Here is a 26,500-nt window from a genome sequence, read left to right on the forward strand (position 1 = left end):
TTTCCGAGCGCGGTCGTTGGACCGGCCATGCGTAAGATCACGGCGCTTGCCGCCCTCACCATGGCCGGTCTGGCCCTTGCCTCGCCGGCCGCCCATGCGGACAACAACATGGGCGGCAAGCTCAGCAGCGACCACCCCGTCGGTGCGGCGGGCACCTGCGTGGAGCAGCTCGGCAGCATTCCGCTGGTGGGCAAGCAGGCGTCCGCCGCGACCCCGGTGTGCGGGGCGTACGCGGTGGTACCCCGGGGTTAGTCGAACAGCGCGTTCAGTTCGCCGTACTCCAGACCGCCCGTCAGGGAGTCGTAGCTACCGGAGCCGTAGACCTCCTCGGCGGCGCGGCGGACCGCCGCGTACGCGACCCTGGCCAGGCCGGGGCCGAGGCTGATCCGGGCGACGCCGAGCCGGGCCATGTCGGCGACGTTGGGGGCGCCGGCGCCGCCACCCACGTTCAGCCGGACGCCCGGCAGGGCGGCCAGCAGTTCGGTGATCACGGCCGGGTCGGTCGGGCCGGGGACGAAGATGCCGTCGGCGCCCGCCGCCAGGTAGGCGCGGGCCCGCTCGATCGCGTCCTCGACGGCGCCCGTGCCGAACAGGAAGACGTCGGTGCGGGCGTTCAGGTAGAGCCGGATGCCAGCCGCGTCGGCGGCCGCCCGGGCTGCCGCGACCCGCTCGGCCGCCTCGGCCACCGGGCGCAGCCCGGCTGCGCGGCTGTCCTCCAGGTTCATCCCGACCGCGCCGAGCGCGAGCAGCTCGGTGACGGTCCGGCCGACCCCGGGCGCGTCCTCGGCGAGGCCGTCCTCCAGGTCGGCCGTCACGGGGACGTCCACCGACCTGACCACCAGTTCGGTCTGCGCCAGCGACCCGGCCAGGTCGAGGCCGCCGCCGTCGGCGACGCCCCTGGTCCAGGAGACGCTGGCGCTGGCGGTGGCCACGGCGGGGGCTCCGGCGGCCGCGACCAGCCGGGCGGTCGCCGCGTCCCAGACGTTGGCGAGCACCAACGGCTTCCCGGGGACGTGCAGTGCGTGCAGAAGCTCGGCCTTGGCCTGCTGAGTGGTCGTCATGCTCCCTACCCTGTCAGTCCGGCCCGGGATCGGACCGGCGTTTTTCGGACCTGAACGGGTCAGCTCTGCTTGGGGGCCGGGCTGAGGCGGCAGGTGACGCCGATCCGGTTCCAGGAGTTGATCGAGATGATCACCGCGAGCAGCTGGGAGAGCTCGTTCGGCGCGAAGTGCTTGGCCGCCTGCTCGTAGACCTCGTCCGGCACGTGACCCTCGCTCAGCCGGGTGACCGACTCGGTCAGCGCGAGCGCGGCCCGCTCCTTCGCGGTGAAGAACGGCGTCTCCCGCCAGGCCGGCAGCGCGTACAGCCGGTGCTCCTGCTCGCCCGCCTTCCGGGCGTCCGCGGTGTGCATGTCCAGGCAGTACGCGCAGCCGTTGATGGCGGAGGCCAGCGTCCGGACGAGTTCGCCGATCACCGGGTCCACCAGCGGCCGGGAGGCGGCGTCCAGGCCGATCATCGCGCGGTACCACTCGGGGGAGAGCTCGGGCATCGAGAAGCGCTGCTCGGGGGCGGCCACGTAGTCCTTCGGTGCGTTCGTCATGATCTTCACCCTAGGTGTGCTGCGGCCCGCTCGTATGGTTCATTTGGGCGATGGAATCCTGGGCCACTTTCGGCGGCGACCTGCACCTGGACCTGTCGGCCGGACGGGCGCGTGGGCTCGGTCTGCGCGCCGCCCTGGAGGACGCGCTCCGGGCGGCGGCCCGGGACGGGCGGCTCGCGGCCGGGACCAGGCTGCCGTCGTCCCGAGTGCTGGCGGCGGACCTGGGGATCGCCCGGAACACCGTGGCGGAGGCGTACGCGCTGCTGACGGCGGAGGGCTGGCTGACGGCCCGTCAGGGGTCGGGGACGGTGGTGGCCGAACGTGGGGCGGCCACGGTCAGCACGGCGCCGAGTACACCGCAGCGGACCCCGGCCGTACGGTTCGACCTGATGCCGGGGCGGCCGGATCTGGCACTGTTCCCGCGCTCGGCGTGGCTGGCCGCCGCGCGCCGGGCGCTCGCAGTGGCACCGCACGAGGCGCTCGGGTACTCGGACCCGCGCGGGCGGATCGAACTGCGCCGGGCGCTCGCCGACTACCTCGCGCGGGTGCGCGGGGTGCGCACCGACCCGGAGCGGATCCTGATCTGCGCCGGGTACACCCAGGGGCTCGCGCTGCTCTGCGGGGCGCTCCGCGAACGGGGCGTCGGCGCGGTCGCGGTGGAGGAGTACGGGCTGCCGCCCCAGCAGGCGGTGATCACCGCCGCCGGGCTGGCCACCGTGCCGCTGCCGCTGGACGAGGGCGGGGCCAGGACCGACCTGCTCGGCGGGCTGGACGCCGGGGCGGTGGCGCTCACCTCGGCCCACCAGTTCCCGACCGGGGTCCCGCTGCTGGCCAACCGGCGGGCAGCGGCGGTGAGTTGGGCCCGGGAGACCGGCGGGATCGTGATCGAGGACGACTACGACGGCGAGTTCAGGTACGACCGGCAGCCGGTCGGGGCGATGCAGGCGCTGGACCCGGAGCGGGTGGTCTACGCGGGCACCGCCAGCAAGAGCCTGGCTCCCGGCCTGCGGCTCGGCTGGCTGGCGCTGCCCGCCGCGCTGGTCGAACCGGTGATGCGGCAGAAGGAGCTGGCCGACGGGCAGTCGGGGGTGATGGACCAGCTGACGCTGGCCGAGCTGATCACCACGGGCGGCTTCGACCGGCACATCCGGCGCTGTCGCCTGCACTACCGGCGCCGCCGGGACCAGCTGATCGGCACCTTGGCCGAACGGGCTCCCGAGGTCCGGGTGACCGGGATCGCGGCCGGGCTGCACGCCGTCCTGGAGCTGCCGCCGGGCTCGCTCACCGATGCCGAACTGCTCCGGCAGGCGGGCTGGTTGGGCCTCGCACTGAACACCATGTCGGGCTGCCGCGCCGACTCCGCCGGACCCGCCCCGGACGCCCCGTCAGCCCTGGTGATCGGCTACGGCACGCCGCCCGAACGGGCCTGGCCCGGGGCGCTGGACGCGCTCTGCACGCTGGTCTCGCTCTGATCAGGCGGGTTCTGATCGGCGGGTTCAGCCCCGGCCGCCGAGCTCGAAGAGCAGCGCCAGGAAGCCCAGGAAGACGTGGGTGGCGACCATGTAGATCAGGACCCGCTTGAGCACCCGGCGGTCGGTGCGGCTGCCGGCGTCGGTGGTCGTGGTGGTGGTGGTGGTGGCGAGCTTGGTCATGGCGGGCATCCCCTTCAGTGCGGGTTGCCCAGGCAGAGGTTGCTGCCGGGGCTCTGGAGCAGGGTGTGCAGGAAGAGCAGCTCGACTCCGTCCGGGGAGTCGGCGGCGATGCAGTGCGGGGTGAGCGAGTCGAAGTGGGCCGAGTCGCCCGGGTCGAGCAGGTGGGTCTGCTCCCCGAGGGTCAGCCGCAGGCGGCCCCGGGTGACGTACAGCAACTCCTCGCCTGGGTGGACACGCACGACGGCGTCCTGCAGGCTCGGCGGCACCTGGACGTGCAGCGCTTGGAGCGCGCGCCCCGGCGCGCCCGCCCGGCGGTAGCCCCAGCCGCCGGCCCGGTCCGGCTCGATCGCGCCGCCCCGGATCACCGGCTCCGGCTCGCCGGGCTGCTCGCCGAGCAGGTCGGAGACGGTGGTGCCGTACGCCCGGGCCAGGCCGAGCAGGACCGGGAGCGAGGGCTGCCGGAGACCGGTCTCCAGCCGGGAGAGATAGGCTGGGGAGAGTCCGACCCGGCCGGCTGCCGCCTCCAGGGTGAGACGGCTGGCCGAGCGGTGTTCGCGCAGCCGGGGGCCGAGGCCCTCGACCTCCTGGTCCTCGTTCATGGCTTCAGTTCACACCCGCCGTGCCTGAGCGGCAAGCAGTTTGCCTCTGAGGCAAACCGGCACCGGGCACTCAGGGTCGGGGGACGTTCCGCAGGTTGCTCCGGGCCAGGTCGATCATCCGGCCCACTCCGCCGGAGAGCACCGTCCGCCCGGCCGCCAGCGCGAAGCCCTTCAGCTGGGCGGCGGTGATGTGCGGCGGGATGGAGAGCGCGTTCGGGTCGGTCACCACGTCCACCAGCACCGGCCCCGGCCGCCCCAGCGCCTCGGCCAGCACCTCGGGCACCTTCGCCGGGTCGGTGACCCGCTCGGCCTGGATGCCGAGCGCCCGGGCGAGCGCCGCGTAGTCCACGTCACCGTTGTCGATTTCGGCCTCGGGATAGCCGCTGACCAGCATCTCCAGCTTGATCATGCCGAGCGCCCCGTTGTTGAACACCACGACCTTGACCGGCAGTTGGTACTTGGCCACGGTCAACAGCTCACCCAGCAGCATGCCGAGACCGCCGTCCCCGGACATCGAGATCACCTGCCGCCCGGGAGAAGCCAGTTGAGCCCCGATCGCGTGCGGCAGCGCGTTCGCCATCGAGCCGTGCAGGAACGAACCGATCACCCGCCGACGCCCGTTGGGCGTCAGGTAGCGGGCCGCCCAGACGTTGTTCATCCCGGTGTCGACGGTGAACACCGCGTCCTCGGCCGCGAGTTCGTCCAGTACCGAGGCGACGTACTCCGGGTGGATCGGGACGTGCTTCTCGATCTTCTTCGTATAGGCGCCGACCACCTCCTCAAGTGCCTTGCAGTGCTTGGTCAGCAGACCGTCCAGGAAGGACCGGTCGGTCTTCTGCTCCAGCAGCGGCAGCACCGCTCGCAGGGTGGCCGCGACATCGCCATGCACCGCGAGCTCCAGCGGCGTACGGCGGCCCAGCCGGGTGGCGTCGTGGTCGACCTGGACGGTGTTGGCCCCGGGCAGGAAGGAGTCGTACGGGAAGTCGGTGCCGAGCAGCAGCACCAAGTCCGCCTCGTGCAGCGCCTGGTGGCAGGCCCCGTAGCCGAGCAGCCCGCTCATCCCGACATCGTACGGGTTGTCGAACTGGATCCACTCCTTGCCGCGCAGCGAGTGCCCGATCGGGGCCAGCACCCGCCCCGCCAGCTCCATCACCTCCCCGTGCGCCTCGCGCACCCCGGCACCGCAGAACAGCGCGACCCGCTCGGCCGCGTTCAGCCGCTCGGCCAGCGCCTGCACCTGGGACCACGGCGGGGCGGCCACCGCCTGCTCGGTGAGGAAGTGCCCGGTCCCGGTCGGGTTGGCGGCGGGCAGCGCGGCCACGTCACCGGGGAAGACCAGCGTCGAGACGCCCCGGGCGCCGAGCGCGTGCTGCACCGCGACCCGCAGCAGGCGCGGCAGCTGGGCCGGGGTGGAGACCATCTCGCACCAGCTGCTGCAGTCCGTGAACACCCGCTCCGGGTGGGTCTCCTGGAAGAACCCGGTGCCGATCTGGGCGCTCGGGATGTGCGAGGCCAGCGCGAGCACCGGGAGCCCGCTGCGCTGGGCGTCGTACAGGCCCTGGATGAGGTGGGTGTTGCCGGGCCCGCAGGAACCGGCGCAGACCGCCAGACGACCCGTCAGCTCGGCGTCGGCCGCCGCCGCGAAGGCGCCCGCCTCCTCGTTCCTGACGTGCACCCACTCGATCCCGTCCGCCCGCCGGATGGCGTCCACCACGGGGTTGAGGCTGTCCCCCACCACGCCGTAGACCCGCTCCACCCCGGCCTGCCGGAGCACCTCGACCATCTGCTCGGCCACACTGACCACGGTTCCACCTTTCTTGGCACACGGTTCTTGGCACACGGTTCGGAAGACAGGGGCTCGGGGAACTGCGACGCCAGCCTCCGAAAGGTGATCGTCGCGTGGATGGTCAGGCACTTTCGCAGTGACCCGCACGCCAGATCTCCTCGCAGTTCCCCGAGCCCCTGGACAGTGCAACCGAGCGCCCTGCCAACAGTGCAGCCCCTGGCCGGGGCCGGCCTATTCGGCTGCCAGGTGCGGCGGTTCGGCCCCGCTGCCGACCGCTGGGCCCGACTGCTGCTGGCGCCGGGCCGGCTCCCGGCCGGGGGGCTGGAGGCAGCGTTCGGGGGTCTCCGGGACCGCCATCGGGCGGGAGGCGGGGCGGCCGGGTTCGACCCGGAGCGGTTCGCCCTCGTGCAGGAGGTTCAGCGAGGAGCCCCGGCGGAGCGTGTAGGTGGTCCTGGTGTGGGTGATCTCGACGTGCAGCAGGGTGCCCCGGATCTTCATCGCGAAGGCGAGCCGCCGCAGCCCGGCGGGCAGCCTGGGCCGGAACGACAGCTGGTCGCCGTGGTCCCGCAGGCCGCCGAACCCGGCCACCAGGGCCAGGCAGGCCCCGGCCAGCGAGGCCATGTGCAGGCCGTCCTTGGTGTTGCCGCCGAGGTCGTGCAGGTCCATCAGGGCGGCTTCGGCGGTGTAGTCGTAGGCCAGGTCGAGCTGGCCCACCTCGGCCGCGATCACCGCCTGGGTGCAGGCGGAGAGCGAGGAGTCCCGGACCGTCAGGCGTTCGTAGTAGGCGAAGTTGCGGGCCTTCTGCTCGTCGGTGAAGGCGTCCCCGCGCACCTGCATGGCCAGCACCAGGTCGGCCTGCTTGACCACCTGCTTCCGGTACAGGTCGAAGTAGGGGTAGTGCAGCAGCAGCGGGTACTTCTCCGGCGGGGTGGCGTCGAAGTCCCAGAGCTGGTGGTCGGTGAAGCCGTCGGCCTGCGGGTGCACCCCGAGCTTCTCGTCGTACGGGATGTACATCGCTCGGGCGGCGTCCCGCCAGGCGGCGGTCTCCTCGGTGTCGACGCCGAGCGCGGCGGCCACCGTCTGGTGCCGGGCGGCGGCCTCGGCGGCGGCTCGCAGGTTGGTCTGCGCCATCAGGTTGGTGAAGACGTTGTTGTCGGCCACCGCGCTGTACTCGTCGGGACCGGTGACGCCCTCGATCCGGAACCGCCCGGCCGCGTCGTGGTGACCGAGCGAGCGCCACATCCGGGCGGTCTCCACCAGCAGTTCGAGCCCGTACGCCTTCTCGAACTCCACGTCGCCGGTGGCCCGGACGTACCGGACGGCGGCCACCGCGATGTCGGCGCCGATGTGGAACGCGGCGGTCCCGGCCGGCCAGTAGCCCGAACACTCCTCGCCACGGATCGTCCGCCAGGGGAACACCGCACCGGCCAGCCCGAGTTGGGCCGCCCGCTCGCGGGCCAGCGGCAGCGTGGTGTGCCGCCAGCGGAGGGCCTGCTTGACCGCGTCCGGCAGGCAGTAGGTGAGCACCGGGAGCACGAAGGTCTCGGTGTCCCAGAAGCTGTGCCCGTCGTAGCCGGGGCCGGTCAACCCCTTGGCGGGGATGGCCCGTTCCTCGCTCCGGGCGCCGGCCTGGAGCACGTGGAAGAGCGCGAACCTGACCGCCTGCTGGAGTTCCACGTCGCCGTCGATCTGGATGTCGCTGGTCTCCCAGAAGTCCTTGAGGAACTCCCGCTGTTCGGCCACCAGGCCGTTCCAGCCGGTGTACCGGGCGGCGGTCAGCGCGGCCTCCACCTGGTCCCGGACGGCGGGCAGCGAGCGGGTCGCCGACCAGCCGTACGCGGTGAACTTGGTCAGCCGCAGCTCCTCGCCGGGGTGCAGCACGGTGGTGACGCTGACCCGGCCCTGGTCCTCGGCGCACTCGGCGGTGACGTGGAAGCCCTCCGGGCCCTCGATCAGGTGGTCCATCCCGACCGCCACCCGCTGGCCGCTGTACCTGGTCCGGTGCACCAGCACCGCCTTGGTACCGGCCGCCATCCGGGCCTCGGCCACCAGCGGGGCCTCCAGCACGGCGGCCGCCCTGGGGTCGGCCTCGGCCCCGCCGGGCAGCTGCTCGTTGGCCACCAGCTCGGACTGCAGCACGACCCGGATCGGGCCGTCCACGGCGGTGACCCGGTAGTCCACCGCGGCGATCGCCCGCTGGGTGAGCGAGACCAGCCGGGTGGAGGACACCTTGACGGTCCGGCCGGCCGGCGAGGTCCACTCCGCGTCCCGCCGGAGCAGGCCCTCCCGGAAGTCCAACCGCCGCTGGTGGTGCCGGAGTTCGCCGTACCTGAGATCGAAGGGCTCGTCGTCCACCAGCAGTCGGATGATCTTGCCGTTGGTGACGTTGATGACGCTCTGGCCGGACTCGGGGTAGCCGTAGCCGCCCTCCGCGTACGGCAGCGGACGGAGCTCGAAGACGCCGTTCAGGTAGGTGCCGGGCAGGCCGTGCGGCTCTCCCTCGTCCAGGTTCCCGCGCAGGCCGATGTGGCCGTTGGAGAGCGCGAAGACCGACTCGGCCCTGGCCTGGCCGCCGAGGTCGAGGCCGTGCTCGGCGATGCCCCAGGGGTCGACGGTGAAGGTGGTCTGCGGGCTCATCGGCCGGCCTCCCGCTGACCCTCGATCAGTTCGGCGAGATCGTCCACCACCAGGTCGGCGCCGTGCTCGCGGAGCGCCTGGGCCTGCCCCGTCCGGTTCACCCCGACCACCGCGCCGAACCCGCCGGCCCGGCCGGAGGCGACGCCCGCCAGCGCGTCCTCGAAGACGGCGGCGTGCGCGGGTTCGGTGCCGAGCGCCCTGGCCGCGGCCAGGTAGGTGTCGGGGGCGGGCTTGCCTGGGAGGTGCTCCCGGCCGGCCACCAGTCCGTCGATCACCACGTCGAACATGTCGTCGATCCCGGCCGCGCGCAGCACGTCCCGGCAGTTGGCGCTGGAGGACACCACCGCGCGGGGCAGGCCGAGCTCCCGCAGCCGGTGCAGGTAGGCCACCGAGCCGGGGTAGGGCTGGACGCCCTGCTCCCGGATCATCCGCAGCACGGTGTCGTTCTTGGCGTTGCTCAGTCCCTGCACCGACAGGCTGCCCGGCGGATCGTCCGGCCGGCCCTCGGGCAGCGTGATGCCGCGCGAGGCCAGGAAGGTCCGGGTGCCGTCCAGGCGTGGGCGGCCGTCCACGTACTGGTCGTAGTCCTCCGGCTCGAACGGGGCGAACCCGGTGCCGGTCCGGAGGGCCTCGGCTCTGAGGAAGGTGTCGAACATGTCCTTCCAGGCGGCCGCGTGCACCTTGGCGGTCTGCGTCAGCACGCCGTCGAGGTCGAACAGGAACGCTTCGATGTGGTCCGGGAGCCCCAGCATGACTGCCAGTCTGGTCCTCCCGACCGCCGAAACCGCCCATTCGCGGCGTCTCTGGCGCGTCGCGAACGGGCGGCAGCGGTCGTCCGCACCGAACTACATCGGGACGGGCTTGAGGACGGCGAACACCGCACCGTCCCGGTCCTGCACCAGCGCGACCCGGCCCCAGGGCTGGTCGGTCGGCGGTTCGAGCACGTTGCCGCCCGCCTTGACCAGCGCGTCCACCGTGCTGTCGGTGTCGTCCACGGCGAAGTAGGTCCGCCAGTGCGCGACCGTGCCGGGCGGGTCGCCCTCCAGGTTGCAAACGCCACCGACGTCGCGGCCGCCGACCCGGAAGGAGAGGTAGTCCGGCATCTGCTCCATCGGGGCGATCCTGGCCCCGAACACCGCGTCGTAGAACACGCCCGCCGCGTCCGAGGCAGGCGTGTGCAGCTCGTTCCAGACCACCGCGCCGTGCTCGCCCACCACCTGGGCGCCGGGGAAGTCGAGCGGCTGCCAGACGCCGAACACCGCGCCGGTCGGGTCGGCCGCCACCAGCATCTTCCCGGTGGTGCCCACCGTCATCACGGGCACCAGCACGGTGCCCCCGTTGTCCCCGATCGCGGTGAGCGTCGCGTCCGCGTCGTCGGTGGTCAGGTACGTCGTCCAGGCCGACGGCACCGCCGGCTGCCCCTCTTCGGTCGGCACCGGGCCCATGATCCCGGCCACCGCCTTGCCGTTCTTCTCGCAGACCGAGTACCCGCCGAACTCCTCGGCCCCGATCTCACCCTGCCAGCCGAACAGGTCCCGGTAGAAGTCCAGTGCGGCCTGCTGGTCGCTCGCGTTCAGATCCACCCAGCACGGCGTCCCCACCGCATAAGCTTCCGTCACCTCGACCATGCGTCATCTCCCATCGAACCGACCCCCGCCGCCCACCCTCACCGGCGGGACCGCATCCCGCCACCGGAGCGGACGGCGGCGCACCCGGCCGTCAGCCGGGCTCGGGCGCGGTGATCCGGACCTCGTGGCGGGTGCTCTTCGGGGCCAGGAAGCGGCTCAGCTGCTCGCCCTCCGCCGTCAGTTCGTGCTGCTCGGTCTTGGTGAGCTTCCGGAACGGGCGGACCGTCAGCACCGCCTCGGCCTTGGTCGCCGCGAAGCGCCAGGTGGCGGCCACGAAGCCGTCCACCAGGACCGAGCGCGGCATCTCGTTGCTGCCGCCGAAGAAGCCCTGGTCGGCGAAGTCCACGGTCAGCACCCGGCTGCGGTCGGCGTGCGAGAGCAGCAGGTTGTCGAAGTCGTACAGGTAGCGCACCGGGGCCGGGGTGTCGGCGGGCGGTCGGGGTGCGTCCGGCAGGTCGAACAGCTCCCGGCCCTGCTCGTCCTTGAACACCACCAGCTGCGGGCGGAGCCGGTCCAGCACCTCGGCCAGCCGGGTCAGCCCGCTCCACTGCTGGATGTCCTTCACGGTGCACGGGCCGAAGCCGGCCAGCTGGCGCAGCACCAACTGCTCGACGCCGGGCGCCGGTTCGAGCTCCCGGCCGGGCCACTGCTCGACCGGGAGGTGGGCGACCGGGCCGCTCCGCCCCCAGAGCCCACGCGGCGGCACCTGCACCAGCGGCACCGAGGCCCGGACCATCTGGGCCATCGCCGCCCCGTCGTGCGCCGGGAAGCGCTCGGTCAGCAGCTTCCCCAACTCGGCGAAGGTCAGCGCCCGTTCGGCGAACGCGGCCCGCCCGGCCGCCGTCAGCTCGGCCAGGTCGAGGCCCGCCAGCTTCCGTCCGAAGGCCGCCCGGGTACCGCGCTCGATCACCGGTTCCACCAGCGGCCGCAGCCAGAGCGCGTCCTCCGCCGTGACCAGGTGGATGGTGCCGCGCATCAGCGCCATCCGCAGCACCCCGCCCTCGGTCAGCAGGTCGGAGGTCTCCTCGGGGGTGTAACCGGCCAGCCTGGTCCACAGCCCGACGTACCAGGTCTGCGGGGTCTGCGCCTGCAGCCCGACCAGCCGCTCCAGCGCCTGGTGCACCGTCAGGTCCGCGCGTTCCAGCAGCAACTGGCGGGCCAGCGTGGCCCGGTTGAGCTCCCTGTTGTCCAGCGTGACGGTCATCGCTCCCCCTCGGATCCGGTTCTGCGGCCGACCGTACCGGCAACGATCAGGCGGCGCCGACCCGACGGTCCGTCAGCGGTACGAGGGCGGCGAACTCCAGCGGCGCGGACGGGTCGACGGACAGCTCCGCCGGGGCCGGTTCGGCGCCCGCCCGGACCAGCAGGTCGCCGATCGCGGCGATCATCGCGCCGTTGTCGGTGCACAGGCCCGGCGGCGGCACCCGCAGGGTGATCCCGGCCGAGGCGCAGCGCCGCTCCGCCAGCTCGCGGACCCGGGAGTTGGCCGCCACGCCGCCGACCACCACCAGGGTGGTGATGCCGTGGTCGGTACAGGCCCGGACGGCCTTGCGGGTGAGCACGTCGGCCACCGCCTCCTGGAGCGCGGCGGCGGCATCCGGCACGTGCGGGGTCTGCTGCGCCTCCACCCAGCGCGCGGCGGCGGTCTTCAGGCCGGAGAACGAGAAGGCGTACGGGGCGTCCTGAGCCCTCGTCAGCGGGCGCGGGAAGCGCACCGCCTTCCGGTCGCCGGTCCTGGCCGCGCGGTCGATCGCCGGGCCGCCCGGGTAGGGGAGGCCGAGGATCCGGGCCACCTTGTCGAAGCACTCGCCGGCCGCGTCGTCCAGGGTGTCGCCGAGGTGCGTGATCGGGTCCCTGGCCAGGTCGCGGACCAGCAGCAGCGAGGTGTGGCCGCCGGAGACGATCAGCACCACGCAGGGGTTCGGCAGCGGCCCGCCGTGCAGGCCGGCGGCGGCCACGTGCCCGGCCAGGTGGTGCACCCCGTAGAGCGGCACCCCGAGCGAGAACGCGTAGCTCTTCGCGGCGGCCACCCCGACCTGCAGCGCCCCCGAAAGGCCGGGCCCGCTGGTCACGGCCACCGCCCCGACGTCGGCCAGGGTCAGCCCGGCCCGCGCCAGCGCCTCGGTCACCACCGGGGCGACGGCGTGCACGTGCGCCCGGGCGGCGATCTCCGGCACCACCCCGCCGAACCGGGCGTGCTCGTCCATGCTGGACGCCACGGCCTGCCCGAGCAGCACCCCGTCGCGCACCAGCCCGGCGCCGGTCTCGTCGCAGGACGACTCGATGCCCAGCACCACCGGTGAATCCGGCATGACCTACCTCACTGCCCACTGCTCGAAAAAGTACTTGCACATAGTGTGCAACAAGGCCGGTCCGTCCTGGCGCACTGATCTCCTGTCACGCCCACCCTCCCGACGGTAGGTTGAGCGGGTGGGCGAGCGGTGGGGTGAGTGGGTGCGGGTCCCGGTCGGGGACGAGGCCGCACGGTGGGCGACCCGGGGCGGCAGTGCGAAGGTCCTGCTGGTCGTGCACAACGTCACGTCCGCGACCAGGCTGCTCGACGTGGTGCCGCTGTTCCGCGACGACCTGCGGGTGCAGCTGCTGGCCACCTGCACCGGCTCCTCACCGTTCCAGGCCGGACTGGCGGAGCTGTTCGACGCGGTCGGCGTGCCGGTACTGCCCTGGGAGCAGGCCGTCAGCACCCCGGTGGCGCTGGCGATCTCGGCCAGCCTTGGCGGTCAACTCGACCGTATCCAGGGCAAGTTGGTGATCCTGTCACACGGGGTCGGGTACAATAAGATACTCGCGCCAGCCAGCCAGCCAGCCAGCCAGCCAGCCAGCCAGCCAGCCAGCCAGCCAGCCGTTCCGTTCGTGTTCGGCTTCGATCCGGCGCTGCTGCTGGACGCCGACGGCGTCCCGTTCGTGGACGCGATGGTGCTCTCCCACCCCGAGCAGGTCGAACGCCTCCGGGCCGCCTGCCCACCGGCCGCCCCGACGGCGGTGCTCGCCGGTGACCCCTGCTACGACCGACTGCTGAGCGAACGTCCGCTCCGCGAACGCTTCCGCCGCACCCTCGGCGTCCACCCCGGCCAGCAACTGCTGCTGCTCAACTCCACCTGGAACCCGAACTCGCTGTTCGGCGACGGCGGCCCGGTGGACCTGCTCCCGCTGCTGTTGCCCCGGCTGCGCGCCGAACTCCCGGCCGACGAGTACCGGGTGGCCGCCGTCCTGCACCCCAACATCTGGCACGGCCACGGCCCGGGTCAGATCCGGCTCTGGCTGGACGCGGCGCAGCGGGCCGGGCTGACCCTGATCGATCCGGTGCACGACTGGCGGCAGGCGCTGCTCGCCGCCGACGCGGTGCTCGGCGACTTCGGCTCGGTCAGCTACTACGCGGCCGCCCTGGGCACCCCCGTCCTGCTCGGCGCGGCCTCGCTCGACACCCTCGGCCCGGACAGCCCGGTGGCCGACTTCGTGCGCAAGGCACCGCAGTTGGACCCGTACACCGCCCTGCTGCCGCAGCTGGACCGGCTGCAGGACGAGCACCGCCCGCTCCCCGGCCCGGCCGCGCTGACCAGCTCCGACCCCGGCCGCTCGGCCGGGCTGCTCCGCTCGCTCTGCTACCGCCTGATCGGCCTGACCGAGCCTTCCGCACCGGCCCGGCTGGACCGGCTGCCCCTGCCGCCGTACCAACCGCCGTTGCGCACCGCGCCGTTGCGGGTCTGCACCCGGGTGCTCCGGCAGGGCGTGGTCGAGCTGCACCGGACGGTCTCCCCCGAGTACGAGCCGGACGGCCCGGGGGACGGCCACCTCGCCGTGCACGAATCCACCCTGGACCGGGAAGTGCTCGAACTGGCCGACCTGGTCTACCGGTACGGCGCCCCGGACGACCCCAGGCTCGGCCCGCCCGCCGACTGGGCCGCCGAGATCCTCGACCGGTTCCCCGGCTGCTCGCTGGCCGCCTACGTGACCGGCCCGCACAGCTGCGTGGCCCGCCACCGCAACGGCCTGCTGGTCGAGTTGAGCACCCAGAACGGCGGAGCCGACCCGGCCGCCTGGGCCTCCGCCCTGCTGGCCCGGCCCACCCTCGCGCCGCTGACGGTCCGCACCGGCAGCACCACCCACCGGATCCGGGTCACCGACCTCAGGCGTTAGCGCGCTCGCGCAGCGCGTGCAGGAACGGCAGGTGCAGCACGGCGTTCTCCCGCCCGAGCAGCACCAGTGCCTCCTCGATCACCACCGCCGCCTCCGCCGGGCGCCCCTGGGACAGCCGGGCCTCGGCCAGATTGGTCAGCGTCCGGGCGGTGTTGTAGTCGTCGCCGTGCTCCCGGAACCAGGGCAGCGCGAGCTCCAACTGCTCGACCGCACGCGCCGGTTCACCCGGCAGCGCCCGCCCCCGGTGCCGTCGGAGCAGCGCCCGGGCCCGGGGTACGTCCGCGTGGCCGCGCTCGCCCTCGGCGATCCCGTCGAGCAGCCGGTCGGCCTCCTCGAAGCAGTCGTACGCCTCGCTGAACCGCCACTGCCGCAGCCGCAGCAGCCCGAGCGACTCGACGGCGGTGGCCTGCCCGCGCAGGTGCCCGGCCTGCCGGTCCGCCTCGGCGGCGGCCATCAGCTCGGTCTCGGCCTCGTCGTACTTCTTCGACTCGACCAGGGCGAAGGAGAGTTGGGTGTGCATCCGGCCCGCCAGGTCGGTCCCGGGAGCGTACTCCTCGGCCGACCGGACGCCCGCCCGCAGCGCGGGCAGCAGCAGATCGTGGCTCGCCGCCTTGAGCTGCAGCGCCCAGAGCGCCTCGACCAACTGACAGACCAGGTCGTGCCAGTTGAACTCCTCGGCGGCCCGGACCGCCTCCAGCAGGTTGCCCAGCTCCCCGCTCAGCGCGGCCAGCGCGGCCCCCGGGCTCTCGTACTCGCCGGGCCCCAACTCCCGGTACAGCGGCCCGAGCTGCCACCGGTGCGGCAGCGCGGCGCAGTCCGCCCGGACGGCGAACCGCAGCAGCGACTCCACCGCCCGGCGGACCGCCGCCGAACCGGCCGCCAGCCCGTCCTGCCGGACGGCGGCCTGCTCGGCGTGCGCGCGCACCACCGGTCGGTACCGGTAGCGCCCGTCCCGCTGCGGCTCCAGCAGCCGCTGCTCGGCCAGCTCGGCCAACAGTTCGTCAGGTTCGGTGAACCCGCCGATGGCGTGGGCGAGTTCGGGCCCGACCGCGGCCCACGGGCGGAGCCCGCAGAGCCGGTACAGCCGGGCCGCCTCCGCCGACAGGCGGCCGTACGCGTCCTCCACCGCCACCTGGGCCGCGTCCGCCTCGCCGACCCGGGGCGCGGGCACCGTGGCCAGGTACGGCGCGGCCGCCCGCAGCGCGAACGGCGAACCGCCGCAGCGGGCCAGCACCGCGGGCAGCGTCGCCTTCGCCGCCCCGACCGCCTGACGACCCGCCAGTTCGGTGAGCAGCCGGGTGGCGTCCTTCCCGCTCAGCGGGCCGACCGGTACGCCGACCGCGTCCAGTCCGGTCAGCGGGCGGCGGGCCACCACCACGGTGAACACCCCGGGCGCCGAGGTCACCAACGGCAGCACCTGGGCCGCCGACTGGGCGTGGTCGAGCACCAGCAGCAGGCGCCGGTCGGCCAGTGCCGTCCGGTAGGCGGTCAGGCGGTCGTCCAGTCCGAGCGGGACGGAGTCCGCGGGCATCCCCAGGTCCAGCAGCAGCCGGCGCAGCAGCGCGGTCGGGGTCGGGCTGGTGCCCAACGCGCCGCCGCGCAGGTCGAGATAGAGCTGCCCGTCGGGGAAGCGTCGCAGCTCGCGCGCGCCCCAGTGCACCGCGAGCGTGCTGGTGCCGATGCCCGGCGGCCCGTGCAGGACGGCGATCCGCGGCCGTCCGTCGGGCTTCCGGTCGGCCTCCTGGTCGAGCTGCTTGAGCGCCTCCCTGCGGTCGGTGAAGAACCGCACCGAAGGGGGCAGCGCCATCGGCACCGTCGGCCGGTACGCGCCGGACCCGGCGTTGCCGTTCAGCCAGGCCGACAGCTCTTCCGCGAAGGCCGGGTCGATCGCGGCCCGCGCCACCAGCCGTCCGGCCAGCAGCTCGCGCTCGGCCGCCCCGGTCGGCGCCGGCACCTCCCGCCCGAACGCCCGCCTGGTCAGCCCGCCGACGGACTCCCAGGCCCACCTGCCCGCCTCGTTGGCCATCGAGGCACCAACGGCGCCGAGCACCACGGTGACCGCCGACATCGACAGCGGATCGAGCACGCCACTCCCCCTGGTCCGACCGGCTCTTCGGCCCCACCGTAGCCTGCCGCCGTCGCCGGGCGGGGTCCGTTCCCCGATCCGGCCGTACGACGCGGCCGCTCACCCGCCGCGCCCGACTATGAACCCGCGCTATACACGCTGGGTAGAGTGCGGACCATGTCACTCGGTCAGATCCTCCTCGGCCTCCTGGAGTCCCAGCCGCGCCACGGCTACGACCTGAAGCGCGCCTACGACGAGCAGTTCGGCCGCACCCGGTCGCTGCACTACGGGCAGGTGTACTCGACGCTGTCCCGGCTGCTGAAGAGCGGGCTGGTCGAGGTCGAGGGCGTCGAGCCGGGGGACGGCCCCGAGCGGAAGCGGTACGCGATCACCGAGGCCGGGGTGACCGACGTCGGCGAGTGGCTGGCCCGGGCCGAGAGCCCGGAGCCGTACCTGCAGAACACGCTGTACGCCAAGGTGGTGCTGGCGCTGCTGACCGACCGTCCGGCGGCGGAGGTGCTCGACCTGCAACGAACCGAGCACCTGCGGCAGATGCGCGCGCTGACCCGGCGCAAGGAGGACGGCGATCTGGCCGACCAGCTGATCTGCGACCACGCGCTGTTCCACCTGGAGGCGGACCTGCGCTGGCTGGAGCTGACGGCGGCCCGGCTGGACGAACTGCGCGGGCAGGTCGGCCGATGACCGCCCCGACCGAGGCCACTGCCCCCACCCGGACCGCACCGCCGTCGGCACTGCTCAGCGGCACCGGCCTGGCGAAGGCGTTCGGCCCCACCACCGCGCTGCACGACGCCTCGCTGAGCATCGAGGCCGGCGAACTGGTCGCCGTGATGGGCGCCTCCGGCTCCGGCAAGTCCACCCTGCTGCACTGCCTGGCCGGGATCGTCCGGCCGGACACGGGCAGCGTGAGCTACCGGGGCAGCCGACTGGAGCAGCTGACCGACGCCGGGCGCAGCGCGCTGCGCCGCAGCGACTTCGGCTTCCTGTTCCAGTTCGGCCAGCTGGTACCGGAGTTGACCTGCCTGGAGAACGTGGCGCTGCCGCTCCGGCTGAACGGGCTGCGCCGCCGTCCCGCCGAAAAGCTGGCCCGGGAGTGGCTGGAGCGGCTGGAGGTGACCGGCTCGGCCGCCCAGCGGCCCGCCGCCGTCTCCGGTGGCGAGGGCCAGCGGGTGGCGATGGCCCGGGCCCTGGTGACCGGCCCGCGGGTGGTCTTCGCCGACGAGCCGACCGGCGCGCTGGACTCGCTGAACGGCGAACGGGTGCTCAAGCTGCTCCGGGCCGCCGCCCGGGAGTCCGGCGCGGCGGTGGTGCTGGTCACCCACGAGGCCCGGGTCGCCGCGTACGCCGACCGCGAGGTCGTGGTCCGCGACGGGCGCACCGTGACGCGCTAGGCGCTAGGCGCTAACGGAGCGTCAGGATCGCGGCGGCCACCGCCAGGAGAGCGTCAGGATCCGGCTGGATACGAACGACCCGGCCTAGAGTCGGGGATGTCGACGGCGCCCGCCCCGCTCCGTGGGGGAAGCCGGGTGCGGGCCGACAACGGAACGAGCCGCAGGCCCCCGGGGGTCTGCGACTCGTTCCGTGCCGCCGTTCGGCGGCGCTGCGGATCAGATGGACTGCCAGGCCGGCTTGGCCGCGTAGGTGGCGCGGAAGTAGTCGGCCAGCTTCAGGCCGGACGCGGCCGCCTCGTCCACCACCACGGTGGCGTGCGGGTGCAACTGCAGGGCCGAGGCCGGGACCAGCGCGGAGAGCGGGCCCTCGACGGTGGCGGCGACGGCGTCCGCCTTGGCCTCACCGGTGGCCAGCAGCACCAGGTGGCGGGCCTCCAGGATGGTGCCGATGCCCTGGGTGATGACGTGGTGCGGAACCTCGTCCAGGCTGTCGAAGAAGCGCGCGTTGTCGACCCGGGTCTGCTGGGTCAGCGTCTTGATCCGGGTCCGCGAGGCGAGCGAGGAGCACGGCTCGTTGAAGCCGATGTGCCCGTCGGTGCCGATCCCGAGCAGCTGCAGGTCCACCCCGCCGGCGGCGGCCAGCGCGTGGTCGTACGCGATCGCCTCGGCGGCGACGTCCTCGGCGGCGCCGTCCGGACCGAAGAAGGACGCCTCGGTCAGCCCGAGCGGCTCGATCACCTCGCGCAGCACCACCGAGCGGTACGACTCCGGGTGCCCGGTCGGCAGGCCGACGTACTCGTCCAACTGGCAGACCCGGGCCCGCGAGACGTCGAGCGCCCCGCCCCGCACCTTGGCCGCCAGTGCCTGGTAGATCGGCAGCGGCGTGGAGCCGGTGGCCACCCCGAGCAGCGCATCGGGCTTGCGCGTCACCAGCTCGGCCATCGCCGAGGCGATGAGCTCGCCGCCGGCTGCGGCATCGGGGACGATGACGATTTCCATGGCTCCACCGTTCTGAGTCGCGCTGTGGTCTAGACCAGACAGACCCAAGCTTATCGCGCCCACCGCCGCCCGGGCAGGCCCGCCGCCCGATTGCGTGCAGCCGTTCCGGCCCTTGAGACCAATGCGACAGCCGGTCACCCCGGACAGCAACCGCGATCCGGCCGTCAGGGTGTGCTTGAACGCGTTCAAAAGAACGTCTACTCTCAGCCCCGGCCGATCGGCCGCCCGGCTCGGGAAAACGATCACTCTGCGGCCGATCACCGGGTAGAACAGTCGGAGAGCGGCGGCGGTGCGCCGCCACGGGGAAGGAACGTGACACGGTGGACGAGGGCATGGAGCTGATAGAGCGGTTCGAGGAGCACCGGCCGCACCTGCGCGCGGTGGCCTACCGGATGCTCGGCTCGCTCAGCGAGGCCGACGACGCGGTGCAGGAGGGCTGGCTGCGCCTCAACCGCACCGATACCAGCGACGTCGAGAACCTCGGCGGCTGGCTGACCACGGTGGTGGCCCGGGTCTGCCTGAACATGCTGCGCTCCCGCGAACAACGCCGCGAGGACCCGCTGGAGCTGCGGATCCCCGATCCGGTCATCAGCAACCAGCGCGGCATCGACCCCGAGCAGGAGGTGCTGCTCGCCGACTCGGTCGGCCTGGCGCTGCTGGTGGTGCTCGAATCGCTGAGCCCGGACGAGCGGATCGCGTTCGTGCTGCACGACATGTTCGCCGTGCCCTTCGACGAGATCGCCCCGATGCTCGACAAGTCGACCGCTGCCGTACGGCAGTTGGCCAGCCGGGCCCGCCGCAAGGTGCAGGGACAGGCGCCGGCTCCTGATCCCGACCTGAGCCGTCAGCGCCTGGTGGTCGACGCCTTCTTCGCCGCCGCCCGGGACGGCCGGTTCGACGCCCTGGTCGCCGTCCTGCACCCCGACGTGGTGCTCCGCTCGGACGGCGGAACGGCCCGGGCCAAGCAGAACGTCGTCCTGCACGGCGCCGAGACGGTCGCCTCCCAGGCCGTCACCTTCAACAAGCTCGCCCCGTTCGCCCGGCCGGCCCTGATCAACGGCGCGGCCGGGGTGGCGGTCGTGGTGAACGGCAAGCTGGTGTCCGTGATGGCCTTCACGGTCGTCGACGGTCAGGCCGTGGCGATCGACGTGATCGTCGACCCGGACCGGCTCGGGCGGTTCGACATCACCGCGCTCGACCTCTGAGCCCCGGTGGGGTGGATCGGCCGGCCGGGCGAGCGGGGTGGCCCTGCCGGTCGGCTCAGCCCGCCGGCCGGGCGGCGTACCCCGCGAGGAAGAGGTCCACCCCCGAGGTGACCACCCGGGTCAGCTCGGCATCGTCGATGACGGCGTCCGGCGAGAACGTCCGCACCCGCTGCAGCACGCCGACCGTGACCGCCACCAGCTGCTGCACCGCCAGCGCCGGGTCGGGGGTGGCCAGCGTCCCGCGCGCGTTCATCTCGGTGAACGCCTCGACCAACGGGCCGTTGATCATGTCGTAGCTGACCCGGTACCAGAGCTGCCCGAGCTGCGGGAAGCGGTCGATCTCGCCGATCACCAGCCGGCGCAGCAGCATGATGTCGGGCCGCAGCAGCGCCCGGGCCGAGCCGGTGGTCAGCTTGATCAGCGCGGTCCGCAGGTCGGGGGCCTCGGCCAGGGTGGCGCGGCAGGGCTGGAGGCCGGCGTACGTCCGGGGCAGCATGCCGCCGACGACGGCCAGGAACAGCCGCTCCTTGCTGCCGAAGTGCTTGTAGATGGTCGCCTTGGAGACCCCGGAGCTACTGGTGATGGTGTCCATCGAGGCCGCCGAGTAGCCCTCGGCGAGGAACTCCGCGAGGGCCCCGTCGATGATCGCCTGCCGCTTGCGCTGAGCGGAGTCGGTGGGGTCCGGGATGATCGGGATCCCGTACTCGTCGACGGCGTCCGCGGGGCCGGCTTCCATGGCGGTGTCCTTCGAGGATTGGGGCGGTGGGCCCGTCAGTATATGAACTGAACCGTTTGGTCGGCAAAGGCGACCGCCCCGCCCGGAGGCCGTCTCAGTCGGAGATCAGACCCATCCGCCCCTGACTGAAGTCCTGCTGCGCCTGCCGGAGTTCGGCGACGGTGTTCATCACGAACGGGCCGCTGCGGGCGACCTGCTCGCCGATCGGCTCACCGGCCAGCACCAGCAGCTCCGCCGCCCCGTCCGGCGCCTCGACGCCGAACCGCTCGCCCTCCCGGTCGAACACCGCGAGGTGACCGTCCGGGAGTTGGGCATCGGCGGTGGCGGCCGCACCCGACAGGACGTACACCATGGCGCTGTGCCCGGCCGGGGCGCTGAACTCGACCCGGCCGCCCGCCGCCAGGGACGCGTGCACGACCAGTGCCGGGGTGTGCGTCTCGAACGGGCCGGTCACGCCGTGGGTGCTGCCCGCGATCACCTTCAGTTCGGCGCCGTCCCCGGCGTGCACCACCGGGATCTCGGAGGCGGCCGCGTGCTGGGCACGCGGCGGGAGGCCCTTGAGCCGGGCCGGCAGGTTCAGCCAGATCTGCAGCAGGTGCTGACGGCCGCCCCGGGCCGTGAACTCCGGGGTGGGGCGCATCAGATGGACGATCCCGGACCCCGCGGTGAGCCACTGGACCTCCCCCGGCCCGACCACTCCGCGGTGCCCCTGGGAGTCGGCGAAACCGGCATCGCCCTCGATCACGTACTGGATGGTCTCGAAGCCGCGGTGCGGGTGAGCGGGCGCGCCCTTGGCCTCGCCCGGGCCGAGCGTGTGCGGACCGACCTGATCGACCATCAGGAACGGGTCCACGAAGCCGAGATCGGCCGTCGGGAACGGGCGGCGGACGGGGAAGCCCTCGCCCTCCAAGGTGAGTACGGGGCGGGCGACCTGGACGGTGGAGCGGGCGGCTGAAGTCATGGCAGGACTGAACTACACGATCCAGTTCACTGTCAAGACTGAACCGTACGGTTGACAGACTGAACTGATCGGTTTAGCTTCTGAATGCCAGCACACCTTCCCGAGGAGCCCGCCATGACCATCCCGGCCAGCGTCACCTACATCGGCACCGCCACCGTCCTGCTGCGGATCGGCGACCTCACCCTGCTCACCGACCCCGCCCTCGACCAGACCCCCGGCGACTACCCGGCCGAACGCCCGCTGCGCCGTACCGCGGGTGCGGCCCTCGCCGCCGACCGACTACCGCCCGTCGACCTGGTCCTGCTCTCCCACGACCAGCACTCCGACAACCTCGACCGCACCGGCCGCGAGGTCCTCGCCCGCGCCGCCGCCGTCCTCACCACCCCCGAGGCCGCCACCCGGCTCGGCGGCCGCGCGACCGGCCTGTCCCCCTGGGACCAGCGGACGATCACCGTCGGAGCCACCACCGTCACCATCACCGCCACCCCCGCCCGGCACGGCCCGGCCGGCACCGAGCCCGCCACCGGCCCGGTCACCGGCTTCGTCGTCGAGTACGACGGCGGCACCCTCTACGTCTCCGGCGACACCGTGCGCCACGACGCCCTGGACGAGATCGGCCGACGCTTCACCATCGACACCGCCTTCCTGCACTTCGGCGACGCCCACTTCCCGTCCACCGGCGACCGCGCCTTCTCCCTCAGCAGCACCGAGGGAGCCCAACTCGCCCGCACCCTCCGCGCCCGCACCGTGATCCCCCTGCACTTCGACTCCTGGGCCCACTTCACCGAGGACCCGGCCCGCATCACCGAAGCCTTCACCACCCCGGACCTGACCGGCCGGCTCCGCCGTCTCACCCCGGGCACTACCGAACAACTCTGAACTCCGGCCCCTGCAGCCGGAGTTACCGCCCCGCCGACGAGCCCGCCCCGACAAGCACCTTCTCCAGCTCCACCGGCAGCCCGGTCGCCAGCAGCATCGCCGCGCCACCACCGTGCTGCAACCACCGCAGGTGCGGGTCCCGCAGGCTCTCCATTTGCTCCGAGGCGAGCATCTCCTCAAGCTCCGCAGGCAGTCCCGTCGCCAGGAGCATCGCCGCGCCACCCTGCTGCATCCACTGAATGTTCTGGTTCGTCGTCATGCAGAGAACGCTACGGACTGCCGAAAGCCCCCAACATCCGATGCTCCCCCGGACGTTGAGGGGGGTTGTCCCCCGTACCGCCCGGCGGAAATCCCACGAACGTAGCGGCGGACCTCGTCGCGCACCGCGGCCATATTCCAGCGGGCAGTCCTCACTAGCCGCTGCATCGGCCTGGAACGGGCATGACCTGCGTACTCCGCGAGCTGCCAGCAGTTCTTGCGCTCGGCACCGGACAGCAACCCGAGCAGATAGACACGGGCGGTGGCGCGAGGTTCCACCCATCCGAACGGGCCCGCGATCCGGGCCATGGCCTGGTCGAACAACGCCCGCCATCGGGCAGGGGCTGCGCTATGGCTCGCGGCCATCGCACGATCCTCAAGAGTCGACACAACCCTTGATCATCCCGCGGTGGCTGCACGCGTCAAGCGTCGTAGTACTCGCCGTCGTCACCCTGGACCCGCGCGCTCAGCACCTTCGCCACCTGGCACATCGTCGCGATCACCGCATCGCTCGGGTTCTTGGACACGAACCGGCCGGCGCTCCACCACATCGGGGCCATCGCGAGGCCGGGATCGCCAGCGACCACCGCTTCCCATTCCGCCGTGCTGATGTCCTGGCCTTCTTCAGCCCACCAGTTCACACGCCGCTGATGTGCACGTCATAGCCCATGGCCAGCCATGGGCAGGCCATGCGACCGACATGATCGCGAAGCCACACTGGGGTACTAACTGCCTCCAACCGGCATGTTGTAGGGCCTCCGAGTTCGTGGTGGCGTCTCGTGGATCACGGCGGGTTGTTGGCGTTAGGCCATCAGTCCGATCTTGGTATGCGAAGGTGACGGAAGCCCCTCCCTGCTTCACTCAGGGAGGGGCGTTGTCGTTCTACACGCCGGCCGGGGCCTTCTTGTACCAGTCGGTGACGACCGCAGTCAGGTGAACGATGTTCTGCTGGCGCATGATCGGCGCGGAAGCGTTTGGCTCGAAGTCCGTGTTCGTCTCGGCGTTGGCACGCCAGATGCTGGTCTCGGTGGCGGGAGCAGCCATGTGGCGGTCCAGGCGCTTGAAAAACTCCTGGATGTCGCCGTCCTCTGCGCCGCTGTCCCGGAGGTTGCGGTAGACGCCGCCCAGAACCCGAAGCATGCCGACCGAGCCGAGCAGGGAGTTCCTCCGCAGCTCCTGGGCATTGGTGGGCTCCGGTACGGGCTCGCCTTTCTTGGGCTTCTCGGCGAGGGCGGCACGGTAGTTGTCGGTGTCCTCCTCGGTGACCGCAGCGAGCCCGAGGAATGCGGTGGAGAGGACGTCGAGGAATCCGCGGACGGTCTCGATGACCTCCTGATCGGTCATCGCCTCGACCTTCTTGCTGGCCCGACCGCCAGGTCCGGCGATGACGGCGCGAGTGATATCGGCGACGTGCTTGGCTCCAATCAGGTTTCGATTTGAGTCGGTCATCCGGTCCCGCTCGATGTCCACCTTCCCGTTGAGCAGAGGGTGGGTGAGGATGTCGGACAGCGTGCGGTTGGCGATGCGGGAGGTATCGAAGCGGGCCTTCACGGCACCGGAGATGCCCTTGGCGTTATCGGCGACGTCGACGAACATTTGCTGACCCTTAATGGCGTCCTTTTCAACATATATGTCGATTCCGACGTACTCCTGTTCGAGCCGTTCCATACGGGCCAGTAGGGCCTTGCGCTCGGCCTCCAGCCTCGCCTTGCGGGCAGCGGTGGCGCGGTACAGCTCCCGATCAACGCGGCTGATTTCGTCGGTGAGGTGCTTCTGCTCCAGATGAACGCCGAGGATGCGGTGCTGACCGTCGATGGTGATCAGTCGGCCGACGCCACCGACGGCCCAAGGAACGATCAGGTAACCGATCCGGCCGTCCTCGCCAATCATTTCGAACCGGCACGAGCCGGCGTCGCGCACCAGGAGGGCGGGCGCCACCCAGCCCGGGTTTTCGGCGAGGTACAAGCCGAAGCCCTTGGCGTGGCGCAGGTCCACACGGCGGTTGTCAGGGTCGACCTTGTCGGGGTCGGGGATGGGGAGGATGACGGACAGCTCCGACAGGGGAACGCGGGTGCTGTAGACGGTCCGGCCGCCCTGGGTGGTCCTGATCGCTAGGTAGGTGGACTCCTTACGGCTCAGCGTCAGGCGCCGGGGATCCACGTTGATGTCCGGCGTGCCGGTGAAGGTTTCGGTCACAGCAAGCCCATCTTTTGCGGCCGGTAACGGTTGCCAGCCTCGAATGGGGCGCAACCGTAGCAGGATTGCTGACTAAGCATCAAATCTACTGGTAGTCCTAGAAGTTAAGCGCTTACTGTGCCTGTGGGACCCGCTAAGCTGAGGGCCGCGCCGGTCCACCGGCGCTGCACGGCGTGCCCCGGTCAGCGACGCCGCCGACGCCATTGCCCCGTTCGGCGAGAAGTACGGCGACACCGTGCGCATCGTCGACTTCTCCCGCGAGCTGTGCGGCGGAACCGACGTCGCCACGGCTTCCAGGTCGGCGCCTTCCGCCTGCTCAGCGAATCCTCAGTTGGCTCCAACCTCCGCCGCATCGAAGCCTTCGCCGGCCACGGCACCCTCCGCCACTACGACACCGAGCGCCGTCGGCTCGAAGAGGTCTCCACACTCCTCGGCACACGCCCGAAGAATGCCCCAGAGGCCCTGCGCAAGCGCCCCGACGCCCTAGCCACCACGCAGCGGGAACTCGTCCGCCTGCGCGGGGCCGAACTACGGAGCCAAGTGGGACAGCTCGTCTTGGGCCCCACCAGGCACCCGGGGCCGGATCGTCTCGCAGCGGGTCATGGGGCTGGGTGCGGACGACCTCCGCGTCCTCGCGCCTCTGGAGGCCGCCCACCTCCGCAACGACCGAGCCGTGATTCTCGGGACCGAACACGACGGCAAGGCCCTGCTCATCGCCGCCATCACGCCCAGGATCGTCAGTGACGGAGCCGAGACCAGTAAGATCCTGCCGCTGCCGCCTGCGCCATAGGCGGAGGAACAGGCGGCATGGGACCAGTCGCCAGCGCCGGGAGCCACCGCGTTGAAGCCCTCGACGAAGCCCTCAGCGCCGCTTTCCAGGAAGCGGCCGCACCCCCAACCGGGAAACGCCCACGTGCATGAGCATGTTGCGGGCGTCGGCCACGCACGGAAGGCCGCCTCCCGCAGCATGCCTCCCGCCCCCACGATCAGCGTGCCAGTAGGTCTTTCACCAGGACGACGCTGTCGTAGTTGATGACGTCCCACCGCCACGTGGCCATCAGCACGTAGCCACGTCGGCGATACCAGCCGACCAACTCGGTCGCCTGGAACGACGTGCCGATCACTACCTATCAAGAAGCCAGCGCGGCAATCCGTTCCTCTGCAAGCGTCAGCCGCCGTTGCCCTAGCCCGGTGCCCCGCTGTGGCAGCTCCACGCTCGGCGGAATCCGAGCGTGGAGCCTTTGCGGCCGTGAACCGCCCCTATGCGAGAGCGGGCGCACTCATGACGCTGAGAAGGGCCGTTCCCGCCGCTGGAGAAGCCGTTGCCATCTGCCGAAGAGCTTCGCCTTGGAGGTAGCGGTAGCTCTGCGGCGGGTGAAACGCTCCGGCGGACCGCAGCGCACTGAGCGGCACCGGTTCCTCGAAGGCGACCGGCTCCTCCAACGTGAGACCGCTGGCCTGGGTGGCGCCGCTCATGTACTCGTCGTACTCGCGCCGGGTGATGCCGGTACGGGAACGGCTAGTTGACCAGACCTCCCGAGGGGTGCCGACCTGGACGGCGGCGACGCGGGCCATGCCCACCAGGGCCATGGTGGGCGCGGTGGCGTAGAGCACGACAGGCGTTCCGGGAGGGACAGCGACTCGCTGGCGTCGCACCTCGACTGTCTTGCTGCCCGCGAGGATCGCGGTGGCAAAGCGCGGGTGGACTGAGAGCAGGAGCGCGCGTTCCATCTCG

The 26,500-nt window shown here is 72.2% G+C and carries 25 protein-coding genes and 1 pseudogene; 7 read left to right on the plus strand and 19 right to left on the minus strand.

Annotated features, from left to right (window positions below):
• Positions 1–27 precede the first annotated feature (27 nt).
• On the plus strand, positions 28–252 hold the full coding sequence (locus tag F4556_RS15875) for a hypothetical protein (RefSeq protein ID WP_184915918.1): 225 nt from the start codon (positions 28–30) through the stop codon (positions 250–252).
• Here F4556_RS15875 and F4556_RS15880 read toward each other — a convergent pair.
• Both F4556_RS15880 and F4556_RS15885 read right to left on the minus strand, forming a co-directional pair.
• Positions 249–1,061: an isocitrate lyase/PEP mutase family protein gene (locus F4556_RS15880; protein WP_184915921.1), complete on the minus strand. Its 813-nt coding sequence runs from the start codon at positions 1,059–1,061 to the stop codon at positions 249–251. The genes F4556_RS15875 and F4556_RS15880 overlap by 4 nt on opposite strands.
• Positions 1,062–1,120: 59 nt before the next feature.
• Positions 1,121–1,600 (minus strand): carboxymuconolactone decarboxylase family protein, encoded by a 480-nt coding sequence (locus F4556_RS15885; RefSeq protein ID WP_184915924.1) that lies wholly within the window; start codon positions 1,598–1,600, stop codon positions 1,121–1,123.
• A gap of 50 nt (positions 1,601–1,650) precedes the next feature.
• On the opposite strand from F4556_RS15885, the gene pdxR reads away from it, so the two are divergent.
• The gene (gene pdxR / locus F4556_RS15890; protein ID WP_184915926.1) at positions 1,651–3,072 is read left to right on the plus strand and encodes a MocR-like pyridoxine biosynthesis transcription factor PdxR; all 1,422 of its coding nucleotides are present in this window, start codon (positions 1,651–1,653) and stop codon (positions 3,070–3,072) included.
• 24 nt (positions 3,073–3,096) lie between these two features.
• On the opposite strand, the gene F4556_RS15895 is transcribed toward pdxR, so the two are convergent.
• The 8 genes from F4556_RS15895 to tsaD form a co-directional block, all read right to left on the minus strand.
• Positions 3,097–3,252, minus strand: coding sequence for a DUF6126 family protein (locus F4556_RS15895; RefSeq protein ID WP_184915929.1), 156 nt, complete (start codon positions 3,250–3,252; stop codon positions 3,097–3,099).
• 14 nt (positions 3,253–3,266) lie between these two features.
• Positions 3,267–3,851, minus strand: coding sequence for a helix-turn-helix domain-containing protein (locus F4556_RS15900; protein ID WP_184915932.1), 585 nt, complete (start codon positions 3,849–3,851; stop codon positions 3,267–3,269).
• Positions 3,852–3,921: 70 nt separating this feature from the next.
• Entirely contained in the window at positions 3,922–5,655 is a 1,734-nt protein-coding gene (locus tag F4556_RS15905) for a pyruvate dehydrogenase (RefSeq protein ID WP_313068321.1), read from the minus strand.
• A gap of 213 nt (positions 5,656–5,868) precedes the next feature.
• Entirely contained in the window at positions 5,869–8,274 is a 2,406-nt protein-coding gene (locus F4556_RS15910) for a glycoside hydrolase family 65 protein (protein WP_184915935.1), read from the minus strand.
• Positions 8,271–9,026, minus strand: a complete 756-nt coding sequence (locus F4556_RS15915; protein WP_184915938.1) for an HAD family hydrolase — start codon at positions 9,024–9,026, stop codon at positions 8,271–8,273. The genes F4556_RS15910 and F4556_RS15915 overlap by 4 nt, the downstream gene beginning before the upstream one ends.
• Positions 9,027–9,119: 93 nt before the next feature.
• Positions 9,120–9,902, minus strand: a complete 783-nt coding sequence (locus F4556_RS15920) for a VOC family protein (protein ID WP_184915941.1) — start codon at positions 9,900–9,902, stop codon at positions 9,120–9,122.
• A 91-nt stretch (positions 9,903–9,993) separates the two neighbouring features.
• The gene (locus F4556_RS15925; RefSeq protein ID WP_184915943.1) at positions 9,994–11,106 is read right to left on the minus strand and encodes a winged helix DNA-binding domain-containing protein; all 1,113 of its coding nucleotides are present in this window, start codon (positions 11,104–11,106) and stop codon (positions 9,994–9,996) included.
• Positions 11,107–11,152: 46 nt separating this feature from the next.
• Complete coding sequence (gene tsaD, locus F4556_RS15930; protein ID WP_184915946.1) at positions 11,153–12,214, minus strand: tRNA (adenosine(37)-N6)-threonylcarbamoyltransferase complex transferase subunit TsaD; 1,062 nt, start codon at positions 12,212–12,214, stop codon at positions 11,153–11,155.
• Positions 12,215–12,332: 118 nt separating this feature from the next.
• Between tsaD and F4556_RS15935 the strand changes: the two genes are divergently transcribed.
• On the plus strand, positions 12,333–14,057 hold the full coding sequence (locus tag F4556_RS15935; protein ID WP_184915949.1) for a hypothetical protein: 1,725 nt from the start codon (positions 12,333–12,335) through the stop codon (positions 14,055–14,057).
• Here F4556_RS15935 and F4556_RS15940 read toward each other — a convergent pair.
• The gene (locus F4556_RS15940) at positions 14,047–16,143 is read right to left on the minus strand and encodes a tetratricopeptide repeat protein (RefSeq protein WP_313068322.1); all 2,097 of its coding nucleotides are present in this window, start codon (positions 16,141–16,143) and stop codon (positions 14,047–14,049) included. The genes F4556_RS15935 and F4556_RS15940 overlap by 11 nt on opposite strands.
• Before the next feature lie 156 nt (positions 16,144–16,299).
• On the opposite strand from F4556_RS15940, the gene F4556_RS15945 reads away from it, so the two are divergent.
• Positions 16,300–16,824 carry a PadR family transcriptional regulator gene (locus F4556_RS15945; protein WP_184915952.1) on the plus strand — a complete coding sequence of 175 codons (525 nt, stop codon included), beginning with the start codon at positions 16,300–16,302 and terminating at the stop codon, positions 16,822–16,824.
• Entirely contained in the window at positions 16,821–17,531 is a 711-nt protein-coding gene (locus F4556_RS15950; RefSeq protein WP_184915954.1) for an ABC transporter ATP-binding protein, read from the plus strand. Before F4556_RS15945 ends, F4556_RS15950 begins: the two co-directional genes overlap by 4 nt.
• A gap of 216 nt (positions 17,532–17,747) precedes the next feature.
• Here the strand turns inward: F4556_RS15950 and F4556_RS15955 are convergent, their stop codons facing one another.
• Positions 17,748–18,530: a glucosamine-6-phosphate deaminase gene (locus F4556_RS15955; RefSeq protein WP_184915957.1), complete on the minus strand. Its 783-nt coding sequence runs from the start codon at positions 18,528–18,530 to the stop codon at positions 17,748–17,750.
• 332 nt (positions 18,531–18,862) lie between these two features.
• Between F4556_RS15955 and sigJ the strand changes: the two genes are divergently transcribed.
• The gene (gene sigJ, locus F4556_RS15960; protein WP_184924661.1) at positions 18,863–19,735 is read left to right on the plus strand and encodes an RNA polymerase sigma factor SigJ; all 873 of its coding nucleotides are present in this window, start codon (positions 18,863–18,865) and stop codon (positions 19,733–19,735) included.
• A 55-nt stretch (positions 19,736–19,790) separates the two neighbouring features.
• Here sigJ and F4556_RS15965 read toward each other — a convergent pair whose 3' ends face one another.
• Positions 19,791–20,471, minus strand: coding sequence for a TetR/AcrR family transcriptional regulator (locus F4556_RS15965; RefSeq protein ID WP_184915961.1), 681 nt, complete (start codon positions 20,469–20,471; stop codon positions 19,791–19,793).
• Positions 20,472–20,565: 94 nt separating this feature from the next.
• Entirely contained in the window at positions 20,566–21,432 is an 867-nt protein-coding gene (locus F4556_RS15970; RefSeq protein WP_184915963.1) for a pirin family protein, read from the minus strand.
• A 114-nt stretch (positions 21,433–21,546) separates the two neighbouring features.
• Here F4556_RS15970 and F4556_RS15975 point away from each other — a divergent pair, with 114 nt between their 5' ends.
• On the plus strand, positions 21,547–22,311 hold the full coding sequence (locus tag F4556_RS15975) for an MBL fold metallo-hydrolase (protein WP_184915966.1): 765 nt from the start codon (positions 21,547–21,549) through the stop codon (positions 22,309–22,311).
• Positions 22,312–22,333: 22 nt separating this feature from the next.
• Here the strand turns inward: F4556_RS15975 and F4556_RS15980 are convergent, their stop codons facing one another.
• From F4556_RS15980 to F4556_RS15995, 5 genes and pseudogenes are all read right to left on the minus strand, one after another.
• Positions 22,334–22,570, minus strand: a complete 237-nt coding sequence (locus F4556_RS15980; RefSeq protein ID WP_184915970.1) for a hypothetical protein — start codon at positions 22,568–22,570, stop codon at positions 22,334–22,336.
• 98 nt (positions 22,571–22,668) lie between these two features.
• A pseudogene (locus F4556_RS39865) lies at positions 22,669–22,878 on the minus strand (transposase); the annotation flags it as partial.
• Between the two features lie 113 nt (positions 22,879–22,991).
• Positions 22,992–23,210 (minus strand): hypothetical protein, encoded by a 219-nt coding sequence (locus tag F4556_RS15985; RefSeq protein ID WP_184915984.1) that lies wholly within the window; start codon positions 23,208–23,210, stop codon positions 22,992–22,994.
• A gap of 241 nt (positions 23,211–23,451) precedes the next feature.
• Positions 23,452–24,765 carry a DNA sulfur modification protein DndB gene (locus F4556_RS15990; RefSeq protein ID WP_313068323.1) on the minus strand — a complete coding sequence of 438 codons (1,314 nt, stop codon included), beginning with the start codon at positions 24,763–24,765 and terminating at the stop codon, positions 23,452–23,454.
• Between the two features lie 1,260 nt (positions 24,766–26,025).
• A complete protein-coding gene (locus tag F4556_RS15995; protein ID WP_184924665.1) occupies positions 26,026–26,496 on the minus strand; it encodes an ASCH domain-containing protein in 471 nt (156 codons plus the stop codon).
• Positions 26,497–26,500: the final 4 nt, after the last annotated feature.

Origin of the sequence: Kitasatospora gansuensis, assembly GCF_014203705.1 — a bacterium.
Taxonomy (GTDB): Bacteria; Actinomycetota; Actinomycetes; order Streptomycetales; family Streptomycetaceae; genus Kitasatospora; species Kitasatospora gansuensis.